The sequence below is a fragment of the Rhizobium anhuiense bv. trifolii genome, assembly GCF_024346605.1.
GTDB lineage: Bacteria > Pseudomonadota > Alphaproteobacteria > Rhizobiales > Rhizobiaceae > Rhizobium > Rhizobium anhuiense.
This window is the reverse complement of the sequence record NZ_CP098803.1, coordinates 2,430,752-2,448,258: the sequence shown is the minus strand read 5'-3', so window position 1 is coordinate 2,448,258 and position 17,507 is coordinate 2,430,752. Positions and strand designations below refer to the sequence as shown.

Here is a 17,507-nt window from a genome sequence, read left to right as displayed (position 1 = left end):
ACTCAACCCAGAACAGGAACGCAGCGCACCTCTGTTTTCACCGAATTGGCGATGAAACATTCGTCGTGGGCGCGATGATGCAGGGCTTCGAGTTCACTTAGGGAAGGCTGCTTTTCGCCGCTAAAGACGACATGCGGTTTCAACGTCACCACGGTCATGGCAAGACGGCCTTCGGCATTCTTCTCCATGATGCCCTCGGCGGCATCGGTGTAGCTGTCGACGCAAAAGCGCTGTTTGGCGGCGATCGACAGGAACCAGAGCATGTGGCAGCTGGAGAGCGAAGCGACGAAAGCCTCCTCCGGATCCACCGCGTCCTCGGCCGAATAGGGCAATGGGACGACATGCGAGGAAGAAGACGCCCTCACCTCAATGCCGCCGTCGAAGGTCCAGCAGTGGGCGCGGCTGTAGCGGTTGTCGGTGAAAGTCTCGCCGTTCCGCTGCCACAGGATCGTCGCGCCATATGTCGCCATCTTCGTCTCCCTCTGCCTACTTCGCCATCTCGGCCAGTTGCGTCATGATCACCGCGGCGCCTTGCAGGCGTTTTTCCGGGGTCGGCAGGTCGCGGGTCAGGAACAGGCTGTGATCGGGGCGGATCTTCGCCATCGTGCCCTGCTTGCCGATATAACCGACGAGGTTTGCCGGATTGGGGAATTCCTTGTTGCGGAACTGCACGACGACGCCTTTCGGGCCGGCATCGAGCTTTTCGACATTGGCGGTACGGCAGAGCGACTTGATATAGACGATCTTCAAGAGATGCTGGACTTCGATCGGCATCGGGCCGAAGCGGTCGATCATCTCGGCGCCGAAGCCATCGATCTCCTTGAGCTCGGTGACTTCGCCGAGACGCCGGTAGAGCGCCATACGCAGATGCAGGTCCGGCACGTAATTTTCCGGGATCATCACCGTCGTGCCGACGGAGATCTGCGGCGACCAACCGGTGTCGTGGATCTCGTCGACGCCCTTGACCTCGGCGACCGCCTCTTCCAGCATCTGCTGATAGAGCTCGAAACCGACCTCCTTGATATGACCGGACTGCTCCTCGCCAAGCAGGTTGCCGGCGCCGCGGATGTCTAGGTCGTGGCTCGCCAGCTGAAAGCCGGCGCCGAGCGTATCCAGCGATTGCAGCACCTTGAGGCGGCGCTCGGCGGTTGCCGTCAGCACCTTATTGACCGGCAGGGTGAAGAGCGCAAAGGCGCGCACCTTCGAGCGGCCGACGCGGCCCCGTAGCTGATAGAGCTGGGCTAAGCCGAACATATCGGCGCGGTGAACGATCAGCGTGTTGGCTGTGGGCACGTCGAGGCCGGATTCGACGATGGTGGTCGACAACAGCACGTCGTAGCGGCCTTCATAGAAGGCGTTCATGATATCTTCGAGTTCGCCGGCCGGCATCTGGCCATGGGCGATCGCCACCTTCAGCTCCGGCACATCCGACTGCAGGAAGGCACTGATATCCTCGAGGTCGGCAAGCCTGGGGCAGACATAGAAGCTCTGGCCGCCGCGATAATGCTCGCGCATCAGCGTCTCGCGGATGACAAGACTGTCGAACGGCGAGATGAAGGTGCGCACCGCCATGCGGTCGACCGGGGGCGTGGTGATCAGCGACAATTCGCGCACGCCGGTCATGGCAAGCTGCAGCGTGCGCGGGATCGGGGTTGCAGACAGCGTCAGCACGTGCACGTCGCTCTTCAGCTCCTTCAGCCGCTCCTTGTGCTTGACGCCGAAATGCTGCTCTTCGTCGATGACGAGCAGGCCGAGATTGGCGAATTTGATGCCGGCGCCAAGCAGCGCATGGGTGCCGACGACGATATCGGTCTTGCCGTCCGCGACTTCCTTCTTGGTCAGCGCCAGCTCCTTGGCCCCGACGAGGCGCGAGGCCTGCTGGACACGCACCGGCAGGCCACGGAAACGTTCGGAAAAGGTCTTGAAGTGCTGGCGGGCGAGCAATGTCGTCGGCACGACGACGGCGACCTGGACGCCATTCATCGCTGCGACGAAGGCGGCGCGCAGCGCCACTTCGGTCTTGCCGAAGCCGACGTCGCCGCAGACGAGGCGGTCCATCGGCCGGCCGGCACCGAGATCGGAGCGCACCGCCTCGATGGCGTTATCCTGGTCCTCGGTCTCGTCATAGGGGAAGCGCGCGGCGAATTCGTCGTAGAGGCCGTCCGGCGTCGTCAGCATCGGCGCGTGGCGCGTCAGGCGCTCGGCGGCGATGCGGATCAGTGCATCGGCCATGTCGAGCAGGCGCTTCTTCAGCTTGGCCTTGCGCATCTGCCAAGCGCCGCCGCCGAGCTTGTCGAGCTGGGCGTCGGTGCCCTCGCCGCCGTAGCGCGAGAGCAGGTCGATGTTTTCGACCGGCAGGAAGAGCTTGGCCTCGTCGGCATATTGCAACTCGAGGCAGGCATGCGGCGCACCGGCCGCCTCGATGGTCCGCAGCCCGACGAAGCGGCCGATGCCGTGTTCGGCATGGACGACGATCGAGCCCTCATCGAGGCCCGCAACCTCGGAGATGAAATCGGCGGCGCGTTTGCGGCGTTTGGAGCGGCGCACCATGCGGTCGCCCAATATATCCTGCTCGCCGATGACGACGAGGTCGCCGGCCTCGAAGCCGGATTCGAGGCTGAGCACGGCCGCGGCCGCCTCGCCTCTCGCCAGCGAACCGACATCCTTCAGCGCCTCGACCGGCTTGACCTTTTCCAGGCCATGTTCGTTCAGCACCTGCAGCAGGCGTTCCAGCGAACCTTCGGTCCAGGCGGTGACCAGCACTTTCGCGCCGGCGGCACGCCGATCGGCAATATGCTTGACGACGACGTCGAAGATGTTGATGCGTTCGGCATCGCCGCCGCCCTCGGCGTTCGAACGGGCCCAACGCTGGCCCTGGCGGGCATCGACATTGACGACCCGCCTCGCCTCGCCCTCATGCTCGTTGAAGGGGCTGATGCGGATTGCGCCGAGCGCGTCGAGGGTTTTGACGAAAAGCTTGCTGTCGAGATAGAGCTGGCCCGGCGTCACCGGCTTGTAGGGCGTGCCCTGGTTCACCTGGCCCTTGGCCGGCTGGCCGGAATTCAGGCGGGCATCGTAATAGTCGAAAACGAGCTTGGAGCGCTCCTCCGCCGCCTCGCGCACCGTGTGGTCGATGACGATACGGAAGCCGCTGAGATAATCGAAGACGGTATCGAGCTTCTCGTAGAAGAGCGGCAGCCAATGCTCCATGCCGGGGTAACGGCGGCCTTCGGACACGGCGAGATAGAGCGCGTCGTCGCGGGTGGTGGCGCCGAAAGCCGAAAGGTAATTCTTGCGGAAGCGACTGATCGTATCCGGCGTCAGCGTCACCTCGCTCATCGGATTGAGATCGAGGGAGCGCACCTGCCCGATCGTGCGCTGGCTGGCCGGATCGAAGCTGCGGATCGATTCCAGCGTGTCGCCGAAGAAATCCAGGCGGACCGGCTCTTCCGAACCCGGCACGAAGACATCGAGAATGCCGCCCCGCACGGCATATTCGCCGACCTCGCGAACGGTCGCGACGCGTTCAAAGCCGTTGCGCTCCAGGCGGCCGGCGAGATCGTCCATGCGCAGCTGGTTGCCGGGACGGGCCGAAAAGCTGAGGCTCTCGATGACATCCTGCGGCGCCACCTTCTGCAGCATGGCATTGGCGGTGACGAGCACGATTGCGGCATGCGGCTTCTTGCGATGGGCAATCAGGCCGCCAAGTGCGGCTAGCCGGCGGGCCGACGTGTCGGCGCTCGGCGAGACGCGGTCATAGGGCAGACAGTCCCAGGCCGGCAGGGTGAGAACCGGAATGTCGGGGGCGACGAAGCCCAGCATCTGTTCGAGATCGGCCATGCGGTGGCCGTCCGACATGACATAGGCGACCGGCTCTCCCGTTCGGGCGAGCTCGGCGAGCAGCAGCGTCTCCAGACCTGCCGGCACATTGCCGATCGTCAGCGGCTCGGCAATGGCCGCAAGCTTCTTCGCATCGAAACCAGGGATCATTCCGGCGTCCTGAGGGGCTTGTCGAAATCGGGCTTATAGGCGGCGATGCGGGCAAACATCGGTGTCTGGAAACGCTCAGGCACCGGCCATGTTCCCATGATCCAGCGGACGAGATCATTGTCCTCTTCCGCCATGATCGTCTCGAACTCATCGAGTTCGGCTTCCGACAGCGTCGCGACCTCGGCTTCGGCGAACTGGCCGAAGACCAGATCCATCTCGCGGATGCCGCGATGCCAGCAGCGGAAAAGGATCCTGCGGCGGCGCGGGTCGAGACCGGCACTCGTGAGCGTGACACCTGTCATGGCATTACCTTCCTGTTGATGCGCCTCTATAGACCCTGGAAAGCGGCTTGTCAGCCTTGCCAAGGCCGCATTGTTCATCGCATTTTGGCCGCATGCGCCCCGCCATTCTCGATCCTCTGTTTTCCCCCATTTCGGGCCTTCCGGGCGTCGGTCCGAAGATCGCCGACCTGCTGGTGAAGCTGCTCGGGCGCGAGACGCTGGAGGATTGCCGGGTCATCGACCTCCTCTTCCACGCACCCTTTTCGCTGATCGACCGGCGCAACCAGCCGGGAATCGCGCGCGCGCCGCAGAGGGCGATCGTGACGATCACGGCGCGCGTCGACCGGCATCAGGTACCGCCGCGCGGCAAAAGCAATATCCCCTACCGCGTCTTCCTGCATGACGAAACCGGCGAGCTGACGCTGGTCTTCTTCCGCGGACAGGCGGCATGGCTGGAAAAGCAGCTGCCGATCGATGCCGAGGTGACGGTCAGCGGCAAGATCGACTGGTTCAACGGCCGCGCCTCGATGGTGCATCCCGATTATATCGTCAGGGCCGACGAGGCGGAGAGCCTGCCGCTGGTCGAGCCGATCTATCCGCTGACGGCGGGGCTCTCGCCGAAGACGCTGCGCAAGATCATCGACGCCGGCCTGCCGCGCTTTCCCGAGCTGCCGGAATGGATCGATCTCTCGCTGACACAGAAGCAGGGCCTGCCGTCGATCCGCGACAGCTTCCACATGCTGCACGAGCCGCGCGACCCCACCGATATCGACCCGCAGGCCCCTGCCCGGCGGCGACTTGCCTATGACGAGTTCCTCGCCGGCCAGCTGTCGCTGAGCCTGGTGCGGCAGAGGCTTCGCAAGGTGGCGGGCCAGCCGGTGCATGCGACAGGTGCCGTCAGCGGCAAGATCCTGAAAACCCTGCCCTTCTCGCTCACGACAAGCCAGAACGAGGCGATCGCCGAGGTTTTGAAGGACATGGCCGGCAACGAGCGCATGCTGCGACTGCTGCAGGGCGATGTCGGCTCCGGCAAGACGCTGGTGGCGCTGATGGCTATGGCGGCGGTGATCGAGAGCGGCGGCCAGGCCGTGCTGATGGCGCCGACCGAAATCCTGGCGCGGCAGCATCATGCGACGATCTCGAAATTCGCCGCCTCCGCCGGGCTTGGCATCGAGGTGCTGACCGGGCGCACCAAGGGACGCGAACGGGAGGAGATCCAGGAACGCATCGCCTCGGGTGCTGCACAGATCGTCATCGGCACACATGCGCTGTTCCAGGACAGCGTCACCTACGCCAATCTGATGCTTGCCGTCGTCGACGAACAACACCGTTTCGGCGTGCATCAGCGCCTGCGGCTGACGGCCAAGGGCATCTCGCCGCATATGCTTGTCATGACGGCGACACCGATCCCGCGCACGCTGGTGCTCGCCGCCTTCGGCGATATGGACGTCTCCAAGCTCACAGAGAAACCGGCCGGCCGCAAGCCGATCCAGACGATCACCGTGCCGATGGAACGAACCGGCGAAATCGTCGGGCGGCTGCAAAGCGCGATCGCCGAAGGCAAGAAGGCCTATTGGATCTGCCCGCTGGTCGAGGAGTCCGAAGAGCTCGACCTGATGTCGGCCGAGGAGCGGCATGCGACGCTCACCGCCGCGCTCGGCCCCGATATCGGCCTCATCCATGGCCGGATGAGCGGACCGGAGAAGGATGCGGCGATGTTGGCGTTCAAGAACGGCGAGACCCGGCTGCTCGTCGCCACGACAGTCGTTGAGGTCGGCGTCGACGTGCCGGATGCAACGATCATGGTGATCGAACATGCCGAACGCTTCGGCTTGGCGCAATTGCACCAGCTGCGCGGCCGGGTCGGGCGCGGCGACGAGGCCTCGACCTGCATTCTGCTCTATAAGGGGCCGCTCGGCGAGACCGGTCATGCCAGGCTCTCGATCATGCGCGAGACGGAAGACGGTTTCCGCATCGCCGAGGAGGACCTGAAGCTGCGCGGCGAAGGCGAATTGCTCGGCACAAGACAATCCGGCACGCCGGGTTTCCGCATCGCCAGCCTCGAGGCGCATGCCGACCTGCTGGAGATCGCCCGCAAGGATGCCGCCTATCTGATCGAGCGCGATCCGGAGCTGACCGGTGAAAGAGGACAGGCGATCCGCACCCTGCTCTATCTTTTCCGCCGTGACGAGGCGATCCGGTTTTTGAGAGCGGGTTGAAACGCGACGCCGCAGCGTTGGGCGACAGGCATCAATCCGCCTTGGAAACCGCCACCGGCTTTGGCCGCGGCAAATGCTTCTGCTTCGGATCGGCCGGCTTGTGTTCGGGCGCCACAAGCCCGCCTGAAATCAGGAACTTGGCGGCGTCTTCCGGCGACATATCGAGCATGACGATCTTCTCGCGCGGCACGAAGATGAGGAAGCCCGCCGTCGGCACCGGCGTCGGCGGCAGGAAGACGGCGACCATATCCTGGCCCATGGCATCGAACTTCGAAGCGATTTCGCCCTTGGCGTCTGTGGCGATGAAGATCAGCGCCCAGAGGCCTGGACCCGGATATTCGATGAGGCCGACCTTCTTGAAAGAGTTCGCCTGCTCCTTCAGCACGGTTTCGAAAATCTGCTTCACGCTTCTGTAGATTGTGCGCACCAGCGGCATGCGCTGGACGATCGATTCGCCGAAGCGGACGATACTCTGGCCAATCAGGTTCTTGCCGAGAAAGCCGACGACGGTGATCAGCACGACGGCGATCAGCAGGCCGAAACCGGGAATGGCGAAATTGAGATAACTTTCCGGATTCCAGCGCGCCGGAATATAGGGCCTGACCCAGCTGTCCGACCAGTGGATGAATGTCCAGGTCAGCCAGATAGTGATCGCGATCGGGGCGCAGATGATCAGCCCTGCGAGAAAATTATTCCTCAGCCGGGTCGCGACCGGCATTCTGGGGGTGTTGTCGGTCATCGTTTCCTGATGAACTCCATCTCAGTCGTGGACAGGCCGGAACGCCGGCCCTTCCCCCTTGTCCGCACACCAAAATTGCCAGAATTCGGGACGTCGCACAATATGTTTCGGCGCGACGATCCCGGCGTTGCAGGCTTATTCCACGGTCACGGATTTCGCCAGGTTGCGCGGCTGGTCGACATCGGTGCCCATGAAGACGGCGGTGTGATAGGCGAGCAGCTGGATCGGCAACGAGAAGATCATCGGCGCGATGATTTCATCGACCACAGGCAGGGTGATCGTTGCCATGGTCGGCAGTTTCGAGGCGCTAGCACCGGCCTCGTCCGTGATGAAGATAATGCGGCCGCCGCGGGCTGCGACCTCCTGCATGTTCGAGACGGTCTTTTCGAAGAAACGGTCATAGGGGGCGATGACGATGACAGGCATGTTCTCATCGATCAACGCGATCGGTCCATGCTTCAACTCACCGGCGGCATAACCTTCGGCATGGATATAGGAGATTTCCTTGAGCTTCAGCGCGCCTTCCATGGCGAGCGGGAAGCTGGTCCCGCGGCCGAGATAAAGTACGTCCTTGCACTTCGACAGCTCGCGCGACAGGCTTTCCATCTGCGGCTGGATCAGGTTCAGCACCCGGCTCATGATGCGCGGCATTTCGGCGAGATGGCGCACCAGCGCCCTCTCCTCCTCCGCAGTCACCGTGCCGCGCGCCTTGCCGGCGCCGATCGCCAGCGACGCCAGCACGGCAAGCTGGCAAGTGAAGGCCTTGGTGGAGGCGACACCGATTTCGGGGCCGGCCATGATCGGGAAGACGGCGTCGGATTCGCGCGCGATCGTCGATTCGCGGACATTGACGACGGCGCCGATCTTCAGCCCGTTGTCCCGGCAATAGCGCAGCGATGCCAGTGTGTCGGCGGTCTCGCCTGATTGCGAGATGAAGAGTGCCGCCTGCGACGGCGACAGCGGCATTTCGCGGTAGCGGAATTCGGAGGCGACGTCGATTTCAACAGGCAGGCGGGCATAACGCTCGAACCAGTATTTGCCGACGAGACCGGCGAGATAGGCAGTGCCGCAAGCCGAGATCGCCAGGCCGGTCGTCGCCTTGAAGTCGATCGCCGCGGCATTGGCGCCGATGGTGTTTGCGGCGAAATCGACATAGTGGCTGAGCGCGTGGGAAATCACCTCCGGCTGCTCGTAGATTTCCTTTTCCATGAAATGGCGATGGTTGCCCTTGTCGACGACATAGGCGGTCGCCTGCGAGATCTGGCGGGCGCGCTTGACCGGCTTGCCGGCGAAATCGAGCACCGACACGCCGTCGCGGGTGAGGACGGCGCAATCGCCGTCGACGAGATAGCTGATCTCGTTGGTGAAGGGCGACAGCGCGATCGCATCCGAGCCGAGGAACATCTCGCCGCGGCCGTAGCCGACGGCAAGCGGCGGGCCGGAACGGGCGGCCATGATCGTGCCGGGATCGGCCTTCAGCATGACGGCCAGCGCATAGGCGCCGGTCACCCGGTTCAGCATCTTCAGCATGGCGGCGCGCGGCTCCAGGCCTTCGCGCAGATATTTCGCCATCAGATGAGCGACAACCTCCGTGTCGGTCTGGGTTTCGAAGACCGAACCCTCTTCCGTCAACTCGTCGCGAAGCTCGGAAAAATTCTCGATGATGCCGTTATGGACAACGGCCACTCCCTCGACGAAATGCGGATGGGCATTGGTCTCATTGGGAACGCCGTGGGTCGCCCAGCGTGTATGGGCGATTCCGACGGTGCCGGGCAGTGGTTCGGTGTCGAGGCGCTTTTCCAGATTGAACAGCTTACCCTCGGCGCGGCGGCGATCCATCACGCCGTCATGAATGGTGGCGACGCCGGCGGAATCATAGCCGCGATATTCGAGACGCTTCAGCGCATCGACCAGGCGCCCGGCAACAGGCTGATTTCCGACGATCCCCACAATGCCGCACATATAGTATCCTCATTCGTCTGCGCAATTCCGGACGCAAAACCGCTAGCGCACTTTTGCTGGAATTGCTTCAGGCTTCGACAATGAGGCCAGTCCTAGCGATTCCTGCTTATTTCTCAATCACCTCGGCGGTCACTTTCAATTTCCGCCGGTTACGCAAGGCCGGTCAGCCCTTCGCTTTCTTCGCCGCCTTGATGGCGAGCGCCCGTTCGCGCAACAGGGTCGCGCGGCCGGGTTTGATCTCCTGCCGGGCACGTCCTAGCGCCAGCGCATCGGCCGGCACATCGACGGTGATGACGCTGCCGGAGCCGACATAGGCGCCCTCGCCGATCGTCACCGGCGCGACCAGCGACGAGTTGGACCCGATGAAAGCGTTTTCGCCGATCACCGTCTCGCTCTTGTTGACGCCGTCATAGTTGCAGGTGATCGTGCCGGCGCCGATATTGCTGCCGGCGCCGATGACGGCATCGCCGATATAGGTGAGATGATTGACCTTGGCGCCCTCACCGAGCCGGCCGTTCTTGACCTCGCAGAAATTGCCGACCTTGGCGCCGCGGGCGAGGTCGGCACCCGGCCGCAGCCGGGCGAAGGGGCCGACCGTCGCGCCTTGGCTGACATGGGCGCCTTCGATATGCGAGAAGGCATGAATGACGGCGCCGCTGTCGATCACCGCGCCGGGACCGAAGACAACATTCGGCTCGATCAGCGCATCCTGGCCGATGACGGTATCGTAGGCGAGAAAGACGGTTTCCGGGGCGATCATGGTGACGCCTGAAAGCATCATCTCGTGGCGGCGGCGCTCCTGCCAGAAGCGCTCGATAACGGCGAGTTCGGCACGGGTGTTGCAGCCGGTCATCTCGATCTCGGGGGCATCGACCGCGGTGACGCGTCCGCCGAGTGATCTGGCGATCTCGACGAGATCGGTCAGGTAGAATTCGCCCTTGGCATTGGCATTGCCGATGCGCGAGAGAAGGTCGAGCGCCTTGCGGCCGTTGATCGCCATCAGCCCGCTGTTGCACCAGGTGACGGTGCGCTCGGCATCGGTCGCATCCTTTTCCTCGCGGATGGCGATGAGTTCGCCATCCTTGACGAGCAGGCGGCCATAGCCGGTCGGGCGGTCGGTGTGGAAGCCGATGACGACGACGTCGCTGCCGTCGGCCAGGCCCTGGCGGGCGGCCTTTAGCGGCCCGTCGGTCTGGAGCGGCACGTCGCCATAGGTGACGAGGATATCGTCATAACCCTTGGCGATCGCTTCGCGCGCCGCCAGCACCGCGTGGCCCGTGCCGAGGCGTTCCTTCTGCAGATAGGATTGGATGCCGACGCCGGCAACGCTTCCAGCCTTTGCCACCTCCTCGGCATCGCGGCCGACGACAAGCGCCACGGATGAGATGCCGGCGGAGGCGACCGCATCGACCACATGGGCGATCATCGGCCGTCCGGCGACGGGATGCAGCACCTTCGATTTCGAGGATTTCATCCGCGTGCTGTCACCGGCGGCAAGGATGACGGCAAGACAAGTGCGTTCCATGATGTGCTCCGCGAATCCGCGCCATGAGGCGGCTTTGTTGCCTCTTACTGCATAATTCCTGAAATCGGAATCGATTTGAGGATAAAATTGCACAGCAGTTCAGAGTGCCGCAGCGTGCCTTGCGCGTCTGAAGAAAGGCCTGGCGCTGTCGATAGGCAGAACCTTCACAAAGGTGAAATTGCCGCCGAAATCGGCCCTGTCACAGCCTCCGAACCGCGAGCCGCGAAGGCCTCGTGCACATGATGGCGGCCGTCCAGGATGACGTCCTCCATTGCGCGGCGCGCGGCAGCGCTATCGCCGGAAACGATGGCATCGACGATGCGCATATGGGTGTCGGCGATATTGGCGAAGCCGTTTTCGGTTGGCGGTGTGCTCATCCGGAACATGCCGACGAGGGCCGCTTCGATGAGGCTGCCCAAGGTGCGCATGAAGGGATTGTGCGAGGCTTCGGCGATCGCCAGGTGGAAACGAAGGTCGGCGAGCGCCAGGCTGTCGGCCGTATGGCCGCTTGCCGCCATATCGAGCGCCAGCCCCCGCAGCGTCTCGATATCCTCGGCATTCGCCCGTTCGGCGACGAGACTGGCGGCGAAGGGTTCGACAGCGAGGCGGATATCATAAAGCTGCAGCAGGAATTCTTCCGTCACGCCGTTGTCGAAGTGCCAGGCGATGATCTCGCTGTCGAACATGTTCCAGAGGTTCTTTTCGGTCACACGTGTGCCGACCCGCGCCTTGGCGACGACCATGCCCTTGGCGGCGAGCGTCTTCATCGTCTCGCGCAACACGGTGCGGGACACTTTGAAGCGTTGCGCCAGTTCCGTATCGCCCGGCAGGATCGAGCCGACAGGATAGGTGCCGGCAACGATCGCCTTGCCGAGCTCATCGACCACCTGCGCATGGCTCGTCCGGGTTCTGCGTCCGGTCTTCCGTGTCTCGTCCAATTTGTTGCGCAAGCGATCCGTCTCCCCCTCAGGCATACCTCTTGTTCAGACTGGAAAGGAACAGGATAGCCTTCTGCATCAGAATGAATGCAAACAGCAGGAGGCCGATCAGGATCTTGGTCCACCAGCTCGACAGCGTGCCGTCGAAGGTGATGTAGGTCTGAATGAGCCCCTGGATCAGGATACCGATCAAGGTTCCCGCCACGAATCCCGCTCCCCCGGTCAGCAGCGTCCCTCCAATGACGACTGCCGCGATCGCATCGAGCTCGACGCCGACTGCTGCAAGGGAATATCCAGCAGAGGTGTATAGCGAAAAAACGATTCCGGATAGACCCGCAAGAAAACCCGACAGCGCGTAGATCTGGATCGTCGTACGGCCGACCGGCACGCCCATCAGCCGCGCCGTCTGCGGACCGCCGCCGAGGGCATAGACATTGGTGCCGAAGCGGGTGCGCTGGGCGATGAAGATGCCGACGGCAAAGACCAGAAGCATGATGCCGCCGATCAGCGTCAGCCGGCCGCCGCCGGGCAGACGGTAATAGAGGCTCGTCAGCGTCGAATAATATTCGTTATCGATCGGGATGCTGTCGATCGACAGCACGAAAGCCATGCCGCGCGCCAGGAACATGCCGGCGAGCGTAACGATGAAGGCCGGCATGTCGAGATAGTGGATGATCGCGCCCATGATACCGCCAAAGGCAGTGGTGATGACGAGCACGAGGGCGAAGGCGAGCAGCGGATGGATCGAGGTGTTCTGCAGGATCACCGCAAGGAAGACGCCGGTGAAGGCGATGACCGAACCGATCGACAGATCGATGCCGCCGGAGATGATGACAAAGGTCATGCCGACGGCGGCGATGCCGAGAAAGGCATTGTCGGTCAGGAGATTGCCGATGACGCGCGTCGACAGCATGTTCGGATATTGCAGCGTGCAGCCGGCATAGGCGAGCACGAAGATGACGATGGTCGCAAGCAGCGGCAGGTATTTGGAGTTCATTTCGACTGCTCCCTTCCGCCCTGCCGGCGGCTGGCAAAGATAGCGAGCGATTGCACCGCCGGCGACTGGATGACGAGGATGACGATAATGATGACGGCCTTGATGATCAGGTTGAATTCGGGCGGGAAGCCGGAAGACAGGATGCCTGTATTCACCGCCTGGATGATCATCGCGCCGATCAGCGATCCGAGAATGCTGAAACGGCCGCCGAGCAGAGAATTGCCGCCGACGACGACGGCGAGGATGGCGTCGAGTTCCAGCCAGAGGCCGGCATTATTGGCATCGGCGCCCTTGATGTCGGCGGCGACGATGACGCCTGCAATCGAGGCGCAGAGGCCGCTCAGCATATAGACAGCCATCAGCAGTACCGGCGTCTGAATGCCGGAGAGCGTGCTGGCGCGGCGATTGATTCCGACGGCCTCGATCAGCATGCCGAGCGCCGTGCGGCGGACAAGCAAAATGACGAGCAGGCCGACGAGAATCCAGGTGACGACAGGCATCGGCAGAAGCAGCAGCGAACCGCTGCCGAAGAAGGTCAGCCCGTCATCGTTGAAGGTCAGGATGGCGCCTTCGGTGATGAGCTGGGCGATGCCGCGGCCGGCCACCATCAGCACCAGCGTCGCAATGATCGGCTGGATGTTCAGGACAGCCACCAGAAAACCGTTCCAGACGCCGCAGGCAAGCCCAATAGAAAGCGTTAGGATAACGGTATAAGCAACTGAATTTCCAGACACAATCGACGATGCGGCGACAGCGCCGCAGATCGCGATGACCGCACCGACGGAAAGGTCGATGCCCTTGGTGGCAATCACCAGCGTCATGCCGATCGCCAGCAGCGCCACCGGCGCGCCGCGGTTGAGCACATCGATCAGGCTGCCATACAGCCGGTCATTTTGAACCACGACATTAAAAAACTGCGGCGACGTGATGAAATTCAACAAAAGAATGACAACAAGCGCAATCAATTGCGGCGCCAGGCGATAGGCCAGCGCCTTCAGCGAGGACCTCATGCCTCCTCCATCTTATGTTCGGCGGCGGCAATGGCTTCGACGATGCCGGCGGCCGTGATACGTTCGCCTGTCAATTCGGCGATATGCTGCCGGTCGCGAAGGACGATGACACGTGAACTATAGGCGACAAGCTCTTCAAGTTCCGAGGAAATCACGATCAGCGACATGCCGCCGGCACAGAGCTCTTCGATCAGCTTGATGATCTCGGCATGGGCGCCGACATCGATGCCGCGGGTCGGCTCGTCGAGGATCAGAAACTTCGGATTGGTCGCCAACCAGCGGGCGAGGATCGCCTTCTGCTGATTGCCGCCGGAAAGCAGGCGAATCGGCTTTTCGCGATCGGTGGTGCGGATATCGAGCGCCTTGATGTAGCGGTCGGCGAGCGCGTTCTGTTCGGCGCGCGAGAGCGGCCGGGTCCAGCCGCGGCGGGCCTGCAGCGCAAGCGCGATGTTTTCCCTGATCGACAGGTCGCCGATGATGCCATCGGTCTTGCGGTCCTCGGGGCAGAAGCCAAAGTCCTTTTCGATTGCGGCGCGCGGGCTCGAAAGCGTCACAGGCTGGCCGTCGATCGTGGCGCTGCCGCTGTCGGCGTGTTCGATGCCGAACAGGAGTTCGGCGGTTTCGGTCCGGCCGGAGCCGAGCAGCCCGGCAATGCCGACCACCTCTCCGGCCCGCACCTCAAGGTCGAAGGGTTTGACTTTGCCGCGTTTGCCGTAGCCTGAAAAACGGTATCGGACTTCGCCTGCCGCGTGGCTGCGTTCCTTCACCGCCTCCTCGACATGCGCCAGTTCGCGGCCGAGCATCATGGCGATCAGGCCCTGGCGCGGCAGATCGGCAGCGTCACGGGTGCCGACGAGCTTGCCGTTGCGCAGCACGGTGATCCGGTCGCTGATCGCATAGACCTGCTCGAGAAAATGGGTGATAAAGACGATGCCCAGCCCACGCTGCTTCAGGTCCTCGATGATGCGGAAGAGCAGCGCCACCTCCTGATTGTCGAGGCTTGCCGTCGGCTCATCGAGGATCAGTACCTTGCCTGAGAGATCAACGGCACGGGCGATGGCAACCACTTGCTGGACGGCGACGGAGAAACGGCTGAGTTCGGCGGTGACGTCGATATCGATGCCATAGCCGGCAAGCAGATCGCGCGCCTTGCGGTTCATCGCCCTGACGTCGGTCATGCCGAAACGCCTCGGCTGGCGTCCGAGAAAGAGATTTTCGGCGACGCTCAGATTGGAAAGGAGATTGACCTCCTGGTAGACCGTGCCGATGCCGAGCTTCTGGGCGGCGAGCGTATTGGCCGGATTGATTTCCTGGCCGTCCAGCATCAGGCTGCCTTCGTCACGATGGTAGGCGCCGGTGATGCACTTGATCAGCGTCGATTTGCCGGCGCCGTTTTCGCCGAGCAATGCATGAACCTCGCCACGGCGCAGCGTGAAATCCACCTTATCCAGTGCGACGGCGCCGGGGAAGAATTTCGATATGCCGGAGGCTGCGAGAATATTCTCGAAATTGTGAACCATGAGGGCTGCTGTTTCCTGATATTGCGCCTTACGCCTGTGCCAAAACCGGGCATGATGCCCGGCCGGCACCGGCAGTTCCGCACCGGTCCATGATGGGCCGGTGCGGTTCCAGGTTCAATCAGTAGCCCTGACCCTTCTTCTCCTCATAGACCTTCATCGGGTCGTCGGCAGGCGTGTAGAGCTTGGACTCGGTCTGGATCCATTTCGCCGGAGCCTTCTTGTCCTTCAGGTAGGCATCGAGCGCATCGAAGGCCGGACCTGCCATATTCGGCGTCAGCTCGACCGTGGCATTGGCCTCACCTTCCGACATGGCCTTGAAAATGTCAGGCACGGCGTCGATGGAGACGACGAGGATATCCTTGCCGGGCTTCAGGCCGGCTTCCTTGATCGCCTGGATGGCGCCGACCGCCATATCGTCGTTATGGGCGTAGAGAGCGCAGATATCCTTGCCGCCGTTCTCGGCCTTCAGGAAGCTTTCCATGACTTCCTTGCCCTTGGTGCGGGTGAAGTCACCGGTCTGGCTACGAACGATCTTCAGGTTGTCGTGGCCGGCAAGAGCCTCTTCGAAGCCCTTCTTGCGGGCGATGGCCGGCGACGAACCGGTGGTGCCCTGCAGCTCGACGACGTTGCACTTCTTGTCGCCGACGGTCTTGACCAGGAAGTCGCCTGCAACCTTGCCTTCATGGACCAGGTCGGAGGTGACCGCCGTCAGGTACAGATCGTCGGGAGCCTTGATGGTACGGTCGAGAAGGATGACCGGAATCTTGGCTTCCTTGGCTTCCTTGAGAACGTCGTCCCAGCCGGTTTCGACGACCGGAGCAATGAGAATGGCATCGACGCCCTGAGCAATGAAGGAACGCAGAGCCTTGATCTGGTTTTCCTGCTTCTGCTGCGCATCGGCAAATTTCAGATCGATGCCGCGCTTCTTGGCCTGCTCCTTGGTCACGGTCGTTTCAGCCGCACGCCAGCCCGATTCCGAGCCGATCTGCGAGAAGCCGACAGTGAGGCCGGCGGCCGAAGCCGAACCGAACATGCAGGCAGCCAGAATCGTGGCACTCAAAAGTGCAGTCTTCAATTTCATGATTTCCTCCCAATGCCGCATCTCGCGGCGCAGGGTCAAAAAATCATATAGTATTACTTTTGTAAATCGGAATCTTGGGATGCGCTGCAGCAAAAAAAGAGCGCCCACAGGGGGCGCCCTTCGCAACTGCGAATTGAGTGCGGCTTATTGCGCGGGCAGCTTGTCGTCGACGCCTTCGACGTAGAAGTTCATGCCGAGCAGCGTACCGTCGTCGGCCTTTTCGCCGGCCTTCAGCCAAGGTGTGCCGTCCTGCTTGTTGATCGGGCCGGTAAAGGGATGCAGTTCGCCCGACTTGATCTTGGCTTCGGTCTCCTCGGCCATCTTCTTCACGTCGTCAGGCATGTTCGTGTACGGCGCCATCTTCAGGATGCCGTCCTTCAGGCCATCCCAGCTCTGCTCGGACTTCCAGGTGCCGTCCAGAAGCGCGTGAACGCGCTTGGAGTAGTAGGTACCCCAGGTATCGACGATCGCCGTCAGCTGTGCCTTCGGGCCGGCTGCGATCATGTCCGACGCCTGACCGAAGGCGTGGATGCCGCGTTCTTCGGCAACCTGCATCGGCGCAGTCGTATCAGTGTGCTGGGTCAGAACGTCGACGCCCTGGTCGATCATCGCCTTGGCGGCATCGGCTTCCTTGCCGGGGTCGAACCAGGTGTTGACCCAGATGACCTTCAGCTTGAAGCTCGGATCGATCGACTTGGCGCCTTGCTCGAAGGAGTTGATGCCCATCACGACTTCAGGAATCGGGAAGGAGGCGATGTAGGCCGCCCCGTGATTCTTTGAGGTCTTCGCGGCGATCTGGCCGAGAATGTAGCGGCCCTCATAGAAACGCGAGTTGTAGGTCGCCAGATTCGGGCCGGACTTGTAGCCGGTGCCGTGCTCGAACTTGACGTCAGGGAACTTGGCGGCGACCTTAACCGTCGCATCCATGAAGCCGAAGGACGTCGTGAAGATCAGCTTGCAGCCGGAACGGGCAAGGCGCTCGATGGCGCGCTCGGCATCCGGGCCTTCCGGCACGTTTTCGAGGTAAGGCGTTTCGATCTTGTCGCCGAACTCGGCCTGGACCTGCTGACGGCCGAGATCGTGGGCCTGCGAATAACCGCCGTCGGTATGCGAACCGACATAGACGAAGCAGATCTTCGTCTTGTCAGCGGCCTGAGCGGCGGAAGAGATGCCAATCACGGCGGCAGCCGAGGCGGCAAGGGCGAATGCGAACTTCTTCATGGTGACCCCTGTTGGTTTGAAGTT

13 protein-coding genes are annotated in these 17,507 nt (G+C 62.5%); 1 reads left to right on the top strand and 12 read right to left on the bottom strand.

Translation table 11 applies throughout. The features are described from left to right. Positions 1–2 precede the first annotated feature (2 nt). From NE851_RS20825 to NE851_RS20815, 3 genes are read right to left on the bottom strand one after another with little or no spacing between them, the layout of a single operon-like run. On the bottom strand, positions 3–470 hold the full coding sequence (locus tag NE851_RS20825) for an OsmC family protein (protein ID WP_254957242.1): 468 nt from the start codon (positions 468–470) through the stop codon (positions 3–5). A gap of 16 nt (positions 471–486) precedes the next feature. After that, complete coding sequence (mfd, locus tag NE851_RS20820; protein ID WP_047615823.1) at positions 487–3,990, bottom strand: transcription-repair coupling factor; 3,504 nt, start codon at positions 3,988–3,990, stop codon at positions 487–489. Then, on the bottom strand, positions 3,987–4,292 hold the full coding sequence (locus NE851_RS20815; RefSeq protein ID WP_017960426.1) for an FAD assembly factor SdhE: 306 nt from the start codon (positions 4,290–4,292) through the stop codon (positions 3,987–3,989). Before NE851_RS20815 ends, mfd begins: the two co-directional genes overlap by 4 nt. 92 nt (positions 4,293–4,384) lie before the next feature. Here NE851_RS20815 and recG point away from each other — a divergent pair, with 92 nt between their 5' ends. Next, positions 4,385–6,490 (top strand): ATP-dependent DNA helicase RecG, encoded by a 2,106-nt coding sequence (recG, locus tag NE851_RS20810; protein ID WP_254957237.1) that lies wholly within the window; start codon positions 4,385–4,387, stop codon positions 6,488–6,490. A 31-nt stretch (positions 6,491–6,521) separates the two neighbouring features. Here recG and NE851_RS20805 read toward each other — a convergent pair whose 3' ends face one another. The 9 genes from NE851_RS20805 to NE851_RS20765 form a co-directional block, all read right to left on the bottom strand. Beyond that, positions 6,522–7,229, bottom strand: a complete 708-nt coding sequence (locus tag NE851_RS20805) for a DUF502 domain-containing protein (RefSeq protein WP_047615113.1) — start codon at positions 7,227–7,229, stop codon at positions 6,522–6,524. Positions 7,230–7,364: 135 nt separating this feature from the next. Continuing rightward, the gene (glmS, locus tag NE851_RS20800) at positions 7,365–9,191 is read right to left on the bottom strand and encodes a glutamine--fructose-6-phosphate transaminase (isomerizing) (protein WP_047615111.1); all 1,827 of its coding nucleotides are present in this window, start codon (positions 9,189–9,191) and stop codon (positions 7,365–7,367) included. 163 nt (positions 9,192–9,354) lie between these two features. Beyond that, a complete protein-coding gene (gene glmU / locus NE851_RS20795; RefSeq protein WP_097630824.1) occupies positions 9,355–10,716 on the bottom strand; it encodes a bifunctional UDP-N-acetylglucosamine diphosphorylase/glucosamine-1-phosphate N-acetyltransferase GlmU in 1,362 nt (453 codons plus the stop codon). A 164-nt stretch (positions 10,717–10,880) separates the two neighbouring features. Then, positions 10,881–11,666 carry a FadR/GntR family transcriptional regulator gene (locus NE851_RS20790; protein WP_047615420.1) on the bottom strand — a complete coding sequence of 262 codons (786 nt, stop codon included), beginning with the start codon at positions 11,664–11,666 and terminating at the stop codon, positions 10,881–10,883. Positions 11,667–11,682: 16 nt separating this feature from the next. Next, positions 11,683–12,651 carry a galactofuranose ABC transporter, permease protein YjfF gene (gene yjfF / locus NE851_RS20785; protein ID WP_047615110.1) on the bottom strand — a complete coding sequence of 323 codons (969 nt, stop codon included), beginning with the start codon at positions 12,649–12,651 and terminating at the stop codon, positions 11,683–11,685. Then, positions 12,648–13,661: an ABC transporter permease gene (locus NE851_RS20780; protein WP_047615108.1), complete on the bottom strand. Its 1,014-nt coding sequence runs from the start codon at positions 13,659–13,661 to the stop codon at positions 12,648–12,650. The genes yjfF and NE851_RS20780 overlap by 4 nt, the downstream gene beginning before the upstream one ends. Next, the gene (gene ytfR / locus NE851_RS20775) at positions 13,658–15,181 is read right to left on the bottom strand and encodes a galactofuranose ABC transporter, ATP-binding protein YtfR (protein WP_097544443.1); all 1,524 of its coding nucleotides are present in this window, start codon (positions 15,179–15,181) and stop codon (positions 13,658–13,660) included. Before ytfR ends, NE851_RS20780 begins: the two co-directional genes overlap by 4 nt. Before the next feature lie 118 nt (positions 15,182–15,299). Then, positions 15,300–16,262 carry a galactofuranose ABC transporter, galactofuranose-binding protein YtfQ gene (gene ytfQ / locus NE851_RS20770; RefSeq protein WP_063475569.1) on the bottom strand — a complete coding sequence of 321 codons (963 nt, stop codon included), beginning with the start codon at positions 16,260–16,262 and terminating at the stop codon, positions 15,300–15,302. Between the two features lie 144 nt (positions 16,263–16,406). Further along, complete coding sequence (locus NE851_RS20765; protein WP_047615813.1) at positions 16,407–17,483, bottom strand: BMP family ABC transporter substrate-binding protein; 1,077 nt, start codon at positions 17,481–17,483, stop codon at positions 16,407–16,409. Positions 17,484–17,507 lie beyond the last annotated feature (24 nt).

Excerpts from the sequence above, each read along its gene's own strand:
- NE851_RS20825 (WP_254957242.1), bottom strand. The coding sequence starts at position 470 with ATGGCGACATATGGCGCGACGATCCTGTGGCAGCGGAACGGCGAGACT.
- mfd (WP_047615823.1), bottom strand. The coding sequence starts at position 3,990 with ATGATCCCTGGTTTCGATGCGAAGAAGCTTGCGGCCATTGCCGAGCCG.
- NE851_RS20815 (WP_017960426.1), bottom strand. The coding sequence starts at position 4,292 with ATGACAGGTGTCACGCTCACGAGTGCCGGTCTCGACCCGCGCCGCCGC.
- recG (WP_254957237.1), top strand. The coding sequence starts at position 4,385 with ATGCGCCCCGCCATTCTCGATCCTCTGTTTTCCCCCATTTCGGGCCTT.
- NE851_RS20805 (WP_047615113.1), bottom strand. The coding sequence starts at position 7,229 with ATGACCGACAACACCCCCAGAATGCCGGTCGCGACCCGGCTGAGGAAT.
- glmS (WP_047615111.1), bottom strand. The coding sequence starts at position 9,191 with ATGTGCGGCATTGTGGGGATCGTCGGAAATCAGCCTGTTGCCGGGCGC.
- glmU (WP_097630824.1), bottom strand. The coding sequence starts at position 10,716 with ATGGAACGCACTTGTCTTGCCGTCATCCTTGCCGCCGGTGACAGCACG.
- yjfF (WP_047615110.1), bottom strand. The coding sequence starts at position 12,651 with ATGAACTCCAAATACCTGCCGCTGCTTGCGACCATCGTCATCTTCGTG.
- NE851_RS20780 (WP_047615108.1), bottom strand. The coding sequence starts at position 13,661 with ATGAGGTCCTCGCTGAAGGCGCTGGCCTATCGCCTGGCGCCGCAATTG.
- ytfR (WP_097544443.1), bottom strand. The coding sequence starts at position 15,181 with ATGGTTCACAATTTCGAGAATATTCTCGCAGCCTCCGGCATATCGAAA.
- ytfQ (WP_063475569.1), bottom strand. The coding sequence starts at position 16,262 with ATGAAATTGAAGACTGCACTTTTGAGTGCCACGATTCTGGCTGCCTGC.
- NE851_RS20765 (WP_047615813.1), bottom strand. The coding sequence starts at position 17,483 with ATGAAGAAGTTCGCATTCGCCCTTGCCGCCTCGGCTGCCGCCGTGATT.